The sequence below is a fragment of the Neobacillus drentensis genome, from assembly GCF_036965425.1.
GTDB lineage: Bacteria > Bacillota > Bacilli > Bacillales > Cytobacillaceae > Neobacillus > Neobacillus drentensis_F.
On sequence record NZ_JBALPP010000023.1, the window covers coordinates 108,803 to 120,468 of the forward strand.

General features: G+C 40.0%; 10 protein-coding genes. 9 read left to right on the top strand and 1 reads right to left on the bottom strand.

Annotated elements, in window-relative coordinates; translation table 11 throughout:
* The first annotated feature begins 159 nt into the window (after positions 1–159).
* The 6 genes from V7161_RS07150 to V7161_RS07175 all read left to right on the top strand — a co-directional run bounded on the left by V7161_RS07150 (position 160) and on the right by V7161_RS07175 (position 6,493).
* Complete coding sequence (locus tag V7161_RS07150; RefSeq protein ID WP_335443517.1) at positions 160–549, top strand: GntR family transcriptional regulator; 390 nt, start codon at positions 160–162, stop codon at positions 547–549.
* A complete protein-coding gene (locus tag V7161_RS07155; RefSeq protein WP_335443519.1) occupies positions 542–1,444 on the top strand; it encodes an ABC transporter ATP-binding protein in 903 nt (300 codons plus the stop codon). The genes V7161_RS07150 and V7161_RS07155 overlap by 8 nt, the downstream gene beginning before the upstream one ends.
* Positions 1,419–3,383, top strand: a complete 1,965-nt coding sequence (locus tag V7161_RS07160; RefSeq protein WP_335443520.1) for a multidrug ABC transporter permease — start codon at positions 1,419–1,421, stop codon at positions 3,381–3,383. The genes V7161_RS07155 and V7161_RS07160 overlap by 26 nt, the downstream gene beginning before the upstream one ends.
* 13 nt (positions 3,384–3,396) lie before the next feature.
* Positions 3,397–3,918: an RNA polymerase sigma factor gene (locus V7161_RS07165; RefSeq protein ID WP_335443522.1), complete on the top strand. Its 522-nt coding sequence runs from the start codon at positions 3,397–3,399 to the stop codon at positions 3,916–3,918.
* Positions 3,919–4,073: 155 nt separating this feature from the next.
* The gene (locus V7161_RS07170; protein WP_335443525.1) at positions 4,074–5,699 is read left to right on the top strand and encodes an ATP-binding protein; all 1,626 of its coding nucleotides are present in this window, start codon (positions 4,074–4,076) and stop codon (positions 5,697–5,699) included.
* A 38-nt stretch (positions 5,700–5,737) separates the two neighbouring features.
* On the top strand, positions 5,738–6,493 hold the full coding sequence (locus V7161_RS07175; protein WP_335443527.1) for an NRDE family protein: 756 nt from the start codon (positions 5,738–5,740) through the stop codon (positions 6,491–6,493).
* A 499-nt stretch (positions 6,494–6,992) separates the two neighbouring features.
* On the opposite strand, the gene V7161_RS07180 is transcribed toward V7161_RS07175, so the two are convergent.
* A complete protein-coding gene (locus tag V7161_RS07180) occupies positions 6,993–7,235 on the bottom strand; it encodes a hypothetical protein (RefSeq protein ID WP_223594356.1) in 243 nt (80 codons plus the stop codon).
* 112 nt (positions 7,236–7,347) lie between these two features.
* Here V7161_RS07180 and V7161_RS07185 point away from each other — a divergent pair, with 112 nt between their 5' ends.
* From V7161_RS07185 to V7161_RS07195, 3 genes are all read left to right on the top strand, one after another.
* Complete coding sequence (locus V7161_RS07185) at positions 7,348–9,534, top strand: alpha-galactosidase (RefSeq protein ID WP_335443529.1); 2,187 nt, start codon at positions 7,348–7,350, stop codon at positions 9,532–9,534.
* A 113-nt stretch (positions 9,535–9,647) separates the two neighbouring features.
* Positions 9,648–10,547 carry a GNAT family N-acetyltransferase gene (locus V7161_RS07190; RefSeq protein WP_335443531.1) on the top strand — a complete coding sequence of 300 codons (900 nt, stop codon included), beginning with the start codon at positions 9,648–9,650 and terminating at the stop codon, positions 10,545–10,547.
* Between the two features lie 17 nt (positions 10,548–10,564).
* A complete protein-coding gene (locus V7161_RS07195; RefSeq protein WP_335443533.1) occupies positions 10,565–11,377 on the top strand; it encodes a VOC family protein in 813 nt (270 codons plus the stop codon).
* The last annotated feature ends 289 nt before the right edge of the window (positions 11,378–11,666 follow it).

An 11,666-nucleotide genomic window follows, 5' to 3' on the forward strand; every position in this document is an offset into this window, starting at 1 on the left:
GTCACATAGAATCCCTTTAAGTGATCATTCGACTAATTCCAGTCCCTAAAATAAAAAAAATCACAATTAAAAAACCCTTTTCTTTTGGTAACAGATGGAATATAATCAAACTGTATTACGAATGATAGTACACTTAGTACAGATTGGGGGCCTCCCGTTATGTTTGAACTGGACATGAGGAGCCGAAAACCTATTTATGAACAGTTGGTGGATAAAATGAAGGAGCTAATTATGAATGAGGTAATCAAGCCGGATGAACAGCTGCCATCAGTTAGAACATTAGCAACAGAGCTTACCATTAACCCGAATACCATCCAAAAGGCTTATCGGGAGCTTGAAACCCAAGGATTTATTTACTCTATTAAAGGCAAAGGAAGCTTCGTTAATCCAAACAATCAGATAAAAGACTTAGAGAAAATAGATACCGTAAAAAAGGAACTTGAAAAACTAGTCATCGAAGCTTTATATCTTGGAATCCCGGCAAGTCAACTTATCAAATTAATCGAAGAGCTGGACGCATCAAAAGGGGGAGGGGAAAGCAATGATTGAAATGAGAGAGGTTAGCAAAAAATTTGATCGTTTTACCGCCCTGGAAAAGGTCAACTTATCCATCCAAAAAGGCTCGATTTACGGTCTGATCGGGTCAAATGGGGCCGGCAAGACAACATTAATTAAGCTTCTTGCAGGGATCTACCTCCAGGATTTCGGAGAAGTGACCATTAATACTGAACCGGTCTATGAAAATATCGGCATAAAGCAAAAGATCTTTTACATACCAGATCAGCCCTATTTTTTCTCACAATATACAACAAAGCAAATGGCACGGTTTTATAAAAGCTGTTACCCAAGCTGGGAAGAGGACCGTTTTCAAAGACTTGCTGAGCAATTTGAAGTGAATCTAAACCAAAAAATCCACACTTTTTCAAAAGGCTGGCAGAGACAGATTGCTTTCATTCTTGCCCTTTCCGCCAATCCCGAAATTCTCATACTGGATGAGCCGCTGGATGGCCTCGATCCGGTAGTAAGGAAAAAGGTCAAGAATCTATTAATTCATGATGTCGCCGAAAGAGAAATGACGATTCTCATATCATCACATAATCTTCGCGAGATAGAAGACATATGTGACTATATCGGAATTATCCATAAAGGAACACTCTTAATAGAAAAAGAACTGGACGACCTGAAAGCAGATATTCATAAAATACAGGTGGCCTATAAAGACGGTACTCCTCCAGACAAACTGCTTCTAAATCTCAATCCGCTTCATATAGAGAGGCGAGGAAGCGTCTACCTTTTCATTGTCAGAGGCGAAGAAGCAGCCATCACAAAACAAATTCGTCAGACAAAACCTGTCCTTTTTGACTTGCTTCCTCTTACGCTCGAGGAGATCTTTATTTACGAAATGGGGGATATCGGGTATGCCATCAAAAATGTCATGGTTTAATAGAGAAATAATGCTGCAAATTGGGCGAAGTACAGGCTGGGTTTCGGTTGTCTACTTCCTTGGCTTGCTCTTTATCCTTCCCATTCAACTATTAATGATTTACTCCGATGAGACAGAAAGGGTTTACCAAGATACAGACAATCTCTTTCGCTATAATTTTGAATTTCAAATTGGAATTATTGCGGTTGTGCCAATCATCCTGGCTGTGTTCCTGCTCCGCTTTTTGCATGCAAAACAGGCTGCTGACCTTATGCACAGCCTCCCGCTAAAAAGAGACAGGATTTTTCATCATTATGTTCTGACAGGGATGCTATTTTTAATCATACCTGTCGCCGCCGTCACTTTTATTATCCTTCTTATGCATAACACCCTAGACCTAAGCAGCCTGTTTAGTGTAAAGGATATTTTTTACTGGGCCGGCACGACAACTGTAATTACCCTGCTTTTATACACAGCAGCTGTGTTTATCGCGATGATGACAGGAATGTCAACCGTTCAGGCCGTCTTATCGTATGTGTTTCTCTTTTTTCCAGTGGGGATAACATTATTGATGTTTTATAATTTGAAAATATTACTCTATGGATTTCCTAGCGACTATTTCATTAGTAGGCAGTTAGAAAAATTATCCCCACTTGCGTATGCGGCTGTCCTTGACAGCAAAACGTTTCATTGGAACGATGGGGTGCTCTACATCATTTTAATAATAGTCCTGTATGGACTCGCGCTGCTTCTTTATAAAAAAAGATACCTAGAAAGAGCTTCAGAAGCGATTGCTTTCCCAAAATTACGTTCAGTTTTTAAATATGGGGTTACGTTTTGCATGATGCTGCTTGGGGGTTCGTACTTTCATGCAGTTTCCTTTAACAGTAATAACTGGACGATCTTTGGTTATGCCATTGGGGCTGTACTTGGCTATTTTGCCGCTGAAATGATCTTGCAAAAAACCTGGAGGGTTTTCAGCCGTGTAAAAGGGCTAATCATCTATTTAGCAATCATTGCCGTTGTCGGGATAGGTGTTCAAATTCTTGGAATCTATGAAAATAAAATACCGGAAGAGGCTGAAATTAAAAACGTTATTCTATCTAATAATTTCGGCTATTATATGGCTGATGATGATGTTTATTCAGAGTTCTATTCTCCGTTGCCAATGAAGGAAAAAGCCAACATTGAGGCAGTTCGGAAGCTTCATAAGCAGATTGTTGCAGATAAAAAAATCAATCAGCAAAGGCAAGACGATCGATCAGTAAATTTCTTTTTTCGCTATGAAATGAAAGATGGCAGCTATTTAACTAGGGGATATACCATAAATGAGCGGCTTTATGAGGAATTTTTCAAGCCTATTTATGAATCGAAGGAATATAAGCTGACGAATAAAGAGGTTTTTAAATTAAAGGAAAATAAAATTAAGAAGCTCACTATTGGAGGAAATGGACCGATTACAAAAGGTGTAACCTTATCGAATCCAGACGATATTAAAGCAGCGATTACGGCATTAAGACAAGATGTACTGGCGGAATCCTATGAAGACAGCCTATATTTTGAAGGAAAAGGCTCCATGGTGGAGGTATATGTAGGCAGCGACCACTATTTAAATTTTGAAATTAAGCCTACTTATCATCATTTTACTGAATGGCTGAAACAAAAGGAATTATTAAAAGGAACGATGGTAACGGCTGATGATATCACTCATGTCCTCGTTGCCAAAAGGGATACGTCCGTAACGGCAGAGCTTGAAAATATAAAAAATGAAGTGGAAAAAAGCACGGATAAATTAGATATAAACGATAAGGAACAAATTCAAAAAATGTTAGATAACGCCAGCCCCAACTCTAATCACGAATACATGGCTGTCTTTTATTATCATTTTGGCGATTATTTTGAGGTCATGTTTTTTGATGAAAAGCATGCTCCGGATTTCATTAAAGAACAATTTAAATAGGGGAGGCAGCAGTTTGAGCTCCATCGATTTTAATCAAGTGTATTCAATGTATGCGAAGCGCCTGCAAGGTCTTGCCTATAAATATACAAAAGACTGGCTTTGGGCGGAAGATATCGTCCAGGAATCATTTATAAAAGCCTTTAAAAAAATAGATACAATAGAAGATACTGGAAAATTAGGTGCTTGGTTGTCTGCCATCACTGCCAGGACGGCCATCGACTTTCTAAGGTCAGAAAAAAGAAACAAACGGATACCTGTTGACATCGCTGATATAGAACTTATGATGGGACATGATCATAACGGGATAAACACAGAGGAAGCAGTTGGCATCCGCCTTTTCCAAGAGGACTTAGGCCGTTCGATAGAGCACCTATCTAAAGAATTCCAAGAGGTGCTTATTCTTAAAGTGGCATATGGTTTAAAGGAAATTGAAATTGCCAGCCTGCTAGATTTGAAGGCTGCAACTGTGAAGACCCGGCTTTACCGGGCTAGAAAACAACTAAAACAGGTCTTCGCAGTGAAGGAATCCGCATAAGGAAAAAGGGCACATCCAGAAGAGGATAGTGCTCCTTTTTTTGGCATTTAGAAGTTACCAGATAAATGCTGTAAATATAGTATGGAAATCGTTAAATCACTAGTTTATCATTAAAGAAAATACGATGAATTCAACGAAGTATGGGTGGGAGTCTGTTGATTCTATTAGACTATATTAGTAATCTCTCAATTTTTTCACTACTGGTAAGCGCTCCATTAGTGATTCAGTCAATCTTTAATGACAAGCTGATCAAGCAGGTACGCCTTTGGGGCGGTTTATATGCCGGATCGGTATCAATTATTCTTGTTATGTTATCGTTTCAACAGCAAGGGTATTCTTATGATATACGATATGCATCGGTTATTTTAACCTTCGCCTACCTAGGGCCAGTGGCTGGAGCATTTGCAGGGACGTGTGCCCTGGCGGCAAGGTTGTTTTCCAGTGGCCATTGGTCACCTGCCATTAGTGGCTGGCTATTCATTTTGATTGTTTTTTTAATTGTACATTTCTTGTTTAAACATTTAACACCAGTGAAAAAATGTATTATACTATTTGGTTCGTATGTGGCCATATATGTCATTACGGTGCCATTCATTTTTAATGTATTTAGAGATAAACCATCCTTTCATATTACTTATATGTTGTTTGTGATGCTGGGAGTTATCCTTGGGGGACTATTAATCGAGTCCTATATGAAGCTGTATAGAATCATCTCAGAGAAAAAGCATATGGAGATGACGCTTGCGACGAGTGAATCCAAATATCGGCTGATTGCTGAGAACACATCAGACCTGATTATGGTGATGAACCAAGATCATAGCATTAGTTATTTTTCGCCTTCTCATGAGGTAGTGTTAGGTTATCAAAGTGCTGAACTGGAAAAGGTTGAATTATGTAAGTTTATCCACCCGGATGATGTCTGCTTGTTTAAAACTGCTTTAAATAGGATGTTTGACAATAAAGAGTCGTACTCGATGGAATTCCGTCTCCGGCATAGAGAAGGAAATTGGATCGAATTTGAGTCTCGGTGTATGCCAGTAGAAGGTGATAGACAAACCATTGAGCATATTGTGATCATTAGCCGGGACATCTCTGAACGAAAAAAATCGGAAGAAATTCTTCTACAGTCTGAAAAGTTATCTATTGTTGGAGAGTTAGCGGCCGGAGTGGCCCATGAAATCAGAAATCCACTAACAACGATAAAAGGGTTTGTTCAGCTTTATAAAAGCGGGATTCAGACCTTTGATTTTAATGAATTGTTATTAAGTGAACTAGAACGGATTGAATCAATTACAACTGAGCTGTTATCATTAGGAAAGCCGCAAGCGGTCCAGCTTAATCGGATAAATGTACGGGATTTAATTGAAAATACTCTTGAGTTGATGGCTCCGGAGGCTTTAATGTACGGCATTCAATTTCAGCTTAAGTCCGAAGAATCCTCTTATTTTATTACCGGTGAGAAAAATCAATTAAAGCAGGTGATTCTAAACATCCTTAAAAATGCGATGGAAGCCATGAAAGATGGCGGTGATATTCACATCAGTCTTTCAAAGGGGGCAGAAGGAGATTGTGTTATTTCTGTTCAGGACCAAGGATGCGGAATTCCTGAAGATCTGCTTCCAAGATTAGGCGAACCATTTTATAGCCTAAAAGAAAAAGGAACAGGCCTCGGCGTCATGATCTGCCACAAAATTATCAAACAGCACAACGGCACCATCACCTACACTAGCAAGGAAAATGAAGGAACTCTAGTTCAAATCAAGCTGCCGCTGGTAAAATAAGTTTTTTTGTAAAATTGACATAAAGGCTGTGGTTGTTAATGTGTTTAATTTTGTTTGCTTATAATATTCATCCGGAATATAAGTTGATTGTGGCGGCAAATCGAGATGAGTTTTATAATCGGCCTACTGCACCAGCTCATTTTTGGGAGGATAGTCCGGAAATTCTTGCCGGAAGGGATTTAGAAAAGATGGGAACGTGGATGGGAGTTACCGACCTAGGTCGTTTCGCTGCTTTAACCAATTATCGCAACCCCAAAGAGTTAACTGAGGGAAAACAATCTCGAGGTGAATTGGTAGCAGATGCTCTCAAATACGATGGTGTTCTAGCGAACTATATGGCAAAGCTTGCAGAAAACAATGCCCAGTATCCCGGCTATAACTTACTAGCAGGAGGTGCTAATGAGCTCTATTATTATTCAAATATTGGGCAGGAGCTGCAAAAGCTAAAACCAGGTATTTATGGTGTCAGTAATCATTTACTAGATACCGAGTGGCCTAAAGTTAAGATAGGTAAGGATGGCTTATCCAAAATTATCGGTGGAAATCGGGAGGATATGGTTGAAAATCTCTTTGCGCTTCTCCAATATTCCGAAGCGTCCTCTGATGAACTTCTACCAAACACAGGTGTTCCATTAGATCTGGAAAGAATGCTCTCTCCTTTATTTATCAAAAGCGAGCAGTATGGAACTCGAAGCTCTACCGTTATGCTAATGTCAGATAAAGAAATAAAGTACACTGAACGGGTTTTCTCAAATGGTCAGGTCAATGACCAACACTATACAATTGAACTTTAAGAACTAATCAAACGTTTGATTAAATAGACTTGAGCCCTTGATACACAAGGGTTTTTTGTTTATAGAAAAACTAATCAAACGTTTGATTACATTTTTAAGCTGATAGGATTGGTTTTTCATTTACTGTGCGGACAATTATTTTCTTACTTGGGTAAATGAACCGCGATTTCATTGTCCAAGAGAGCGATAATTTCCGTTTTTGGGTAAATGAACGGGCTTTTCTTTACCCTAGAGAGCGATAATTTTGAACGGGTATTTCATTGCCCAAGAGAGCAATAATTTTCATTTTGGGTAAATGAACTAGATCCTTCTGTTATTCAATGTTTGTTTTTAGCTAATCAAACAATTGATTAAATGGACATGAATCCTTATGCCGCAAGAGTTAGCGGCATTTCTTCAAAAACTAATCAAACGTTTAATTAAGCCGACTTGAGTCCATGTCCCACAAGGATTTGCACCATTGCGTTAAAAACTAATCAAACGTTTGATTACATTTTTTTTAATGAGATAAATGCCCAAAAAACCCTAGCGCATATTTAATGCCTTCCTCTACTTCATTCGTCTCATATCCCTGTAAATCCTCATGCGTAATTTCCAACTTTGTGCCGGTTAATGAATAACCACTGTCTAAGTTAATATCCAGCAGCACTTCATAACCCATTGCCGTTTGGGTAACCTCAATAATGTCATAATCGCGCACGGCAGTTCCTGTTTCATATTCCACTGGCTCTAATTCTGACATAAAAACACCTCCAAATTCATATCGAACATAGCATATACAAAAAGCAGGTAACATAAACAGATAATATTACATTGTTTTAAATATAAATAAACAATAGGAGGGAAAGAGCCGATTGCCAATCACTTGGAATGAAAAGGAAGGAATCTTCCATTTATACAATAACAAGATAAGCTATCTCATTCAAATTGTTCATGGAAAGTATCCGGCACATCTATACTGGGGGAAGCGGGTACAGGTGCTGCAGCCATCTTCCATCCTTCAATATAAAGGCAGGGCATTTTCACCAACAACAGAACCAGGTAAACCGGCATTTTCACTCGACACCCTGCCACAGGAATATCCAGCGTCTGGTAACGGAGATTTCAGGACACCAGCATACCAGCTCCGTACAGCAGATGGTTCTACTGTTACGGAATTTGTCTATGATTCACATGAGATCATTCAGGGGAAACCGAGACTAAAGGGACTGCCGCAAGCATATATCGAAAATGAGTCTGAGGCGGAAACGCTAATTATCACCTTGGTAGATTCCATGCTAGGAGTGGGGATGAATCTCCATTATTCGATTTACCGCGACCTTAATGTAATCACGAGATCGGTTTCGTTTGAACATCATGGCACCCAGAAAGTTGAAATTCTGAAATGTATGAGTATGTCAGTCGATTTCCATCAATCTGATTGGGACTGGCTCCATCTATATGGAACATGGGGACGCGAGCGTCATATCGAGCGAAAGTCATTAATCCATGGAATTCAATCCATTTCCTCGTCAAGAGGGGCGAGTAGCCACCAGCATAACCCTTTTATTGCCCTACTTTCCAAAAACGCCGACGAGGAGCAGGGGGAAGTTTATGGCTCCAGCCTGGTTTACAGCGGGAATTTCCAAGCCTCCATTGAAGTAGACCCTTTTCAAACCACAAGACTCTCCATCGGCATTAACCCCTTTAATTTTCAGTGGCGGTTAAACCAAGGAGAAGCCTTCCAAACACCAGAAGCAATAATGGTTTATTCTTCAGAGGGCCTTGGCGGAATGTCGCGAACCTGTCATAAATTAATGCGCACAAGAGTATGCCGCGGCGTTTACTGCGATAAAACACGCCCGGTTCTCATCAACAACTGGGAGGCTACCTATTTTCAATTTAACGAAAAAAAATTAAAGGAAATTGCTGATGCCGGAAAAGAACTTGGAATCGAACTGTTTGTCCTCGATGACGGCTGGTTTGGGCATCGTGATAATGATAAGACTTCGCTCGGCGATTGGCAGGTGTATCAGAAAAAACTGCCTAATGGTTTAGCTGGACTTGCTGATTATGTCATAAAAAAGGGAATGAAATTCGGTCTATGGGTAGAGCCGGAAATGGTTTCGCCTGATAGTGATTTATATCGGAAACACCCCGATTGGTGTCTACATGTGCCAGGACGGAACCGAACACTTTCAAGAAATCAGCTAATCTTAGATTTAAGCAGGGCCGATGTATGCGATTATATAATTGAAACACTCACCAGCATCTTCACCAGTGCCCGTATTTCCTATGTGAAATGGGACATGAACCGAAACATGACCGAAGTGGGCTCAGCTGGACTACCACCTGAAAGACAGCAGGAAACAGCCCACCGCTATATGCTTGGGCTGTATCGGATACTAGAAACATTGACAACGCGTTTTCCACATATTTTATTTGAAAGCTGCTCCGGCGGCGGCGGACGCTTTGATCCGGGCATGCTCTATTACATGCCGCAAACCTGGACGAGTGATGATACCGATGCTGTCGAAAGGTTAAAAATTCAATATGGAACAAGCATCGTCTACCCAGCGATTACAATGGGGGCCCATGTTTCCGATGTCCCGAACCACCAGGTAGGCAGAGTAACTCCATTAACAATGAGATGCCATGTGGCCATGGCTGCCAATTTTGGCTTTGAATTAAATATAGATAAGCTTAGCAGCCCCGATAAACAGGTCGTTACTGAGCAAATCAACCTCTATCATCAAATCAAAGATCTCGTTTGCTTTGGCGACCTGTTCAGGTTGTTAAGTCCATTCGAGGGAATGGATACAGCATGGATGTATGTGGCACCAAATAAGGAAAAGGCTGTTGTTTTTTACTATAAAACACTGGCAGAACCGAATCCGCCCTTTATGCGTCTTAAACTGTGCGGACTTCATCCGTCGATGAAGTACAGAATAGACGAAGGCTTGAACGAATACTATGGTGATGAACTAATGAAAATCGGCATCAGACTTCCATTGATTAAACATGATTATGCTTCCTTTATATTTCAGCTTAAAGTCTCCTAATTGAATGGAGCGTGTATTCACGCTCCATCTTTATTTGCAATTTTCAATGTTTTGAATAAAATTAATTCGTGGTAAAATGGTGATGGCTTAACGATAAAAGGGGTGAGGGTCAAATGAAAATAGAAGCCTTGCAAAGTGCCAGAGTTCAGGATTTCGTTGAATACTGTAAGAGGCATAGAAAAGAAGTTGATGATTCCTTTTTATATGATGAGCATTTAAAAAAGTTTGAGCCTGATTCCGAAAATCCTACATACATTGCGACCAATCAACAAGGGGAGATCCAAGCCGCAGCCTCACTGATTATGGATGAGTACAATCGAAGAGGCAAAAGGGCGCGTTTTCGTATTTTTCATTCAGAAATCGATGATCGAAAACTCTACGATCAGCTGCTAGAATCACTGATAAAACATACTGGCGGATTAGACAAGGTGTTTATTTTTATCCCATTGGCCAATAAGCCATTAGCGGAGATGATGGAGAAGCTGAATTTTAATGTAGAGCGGTATGCTTTTCTGCTGGTTCGAGAGGACTTAGACGTATCTGAAGTCCGCTTGCCAGAAGATTATTTTATTCGAAACTTTATACCAGGTAACGATGAAGAAATTTGGTGTGAAGTACGAAATGCCGGTTTCGCAACATTGAAAGGAAATGAAACACCTGTCACACCGGAGATGGTGGCCAAGATGGTTTCAAGCAGCGATTACCTTGACGGCGGAATGAAAATCCTGTTTCATCAATCAAAGCCTGTCGGTGTTGTAAGGGGAGCGGCAGACGAATACGAGGATGCCCCCATTATGAATATCGGCCCGCTGGCTATTCTGCCGGAATACCAAGGCAAGGGCTTGGGAAGACAGCTATTAAGAGCATCCCTTCAATTTGCTAAAGAAAACTCCTATAAAAGAACCATCCTTTCCGTCAACGGAGAAAATGAGAGGGCACAGGCCTTATATATTCAGGAAGGGTTTAAACAGGTTGAGGGTGTAACCTGCTATCAATTTGAATTAGAAAAATAAAGAAGGTGCAATAAGCAATGAAATTTTCTTTTGATCATCTAGTCTGGTTTTCTAAGAAGCCTGAAGAAGCGATTCCTATTCTTAAACAAATGGGAATTCACGTGGCGAATGGCGGACGGCATGAAAAATGGGGTACCTATAATACGCTTAGCTATTTTGGCTTAAGCTATATCGAGTTTTTAGGGATTGAAAATGAATCGATTGCTAAAAAACATGATGAAAACAGGTTGATTACCCATATCGTCGAACAACTGCCAAAAGCAAGCGGGGAGGGTCCTGCCAGAATTGCTATTCGTACCGATAGCATTGAGAAATTAGCAATAAAGCTGAAAGCGGATGGGTTTTCAGTTTATGGTCCAATCCCAGGGGAAAGAGCTCGGGCAGATGGTGAAATCATTAAATGGTCACTGCTGTTCCCGGAAATCACCGGCAATGAGCTTGCTCTTCCCTTTTTTATTCAATGGGAAAAGTCGGATGAACAGAGAATGTCCGAATTAGAGAAGCAAGGTTTAATCGGAAATCATAGCTTGGGACGGCCAAAATTTGCGGACGTCGGTTTTGCCGTCCGGGATTTAGAACAAACGATGAAAATGTGGGGGCGGATGTTGGACCTTCAGCCTGGTGCCGAGTTTATTGACCAAGAATTAAATGCCAGATGCAGAAAAATAGAATTGTCTGGAACAAATCTGTTGTTCTGTACGCCTATAGGAGAAGGTTATGTAGAAAAGGTGTTAAAAGAAAAAGGGGAAACACCATTTTTGGTAAACCTCCTTGGAACGAATCAGAGTCGCTTTTTTAAAAAACTGGATGGATACTGGAGTTTCCAATAATTTAAGGTAGAAAGCCCGCTCAATCTAACTCAGCGGGCTTTCTATGTTATGCAATAATAAAAACTTTCTGGAATCCATAACGTTACATAATGAAACTATTATATTAGAAATAGGCTTGGTGTTTTTTGAAAAAATGGAAATCCCTTACTGAGATAACTTCTATATAGCATTTCCGAATGAAAACGCTACCAAAATTACAGATAAATCAATAATTTCAGAAATGTTTAAATAAATAAAATAATATACTAGACGAAAGTAATAACTTGTACTAGAATACTATTTATAGATT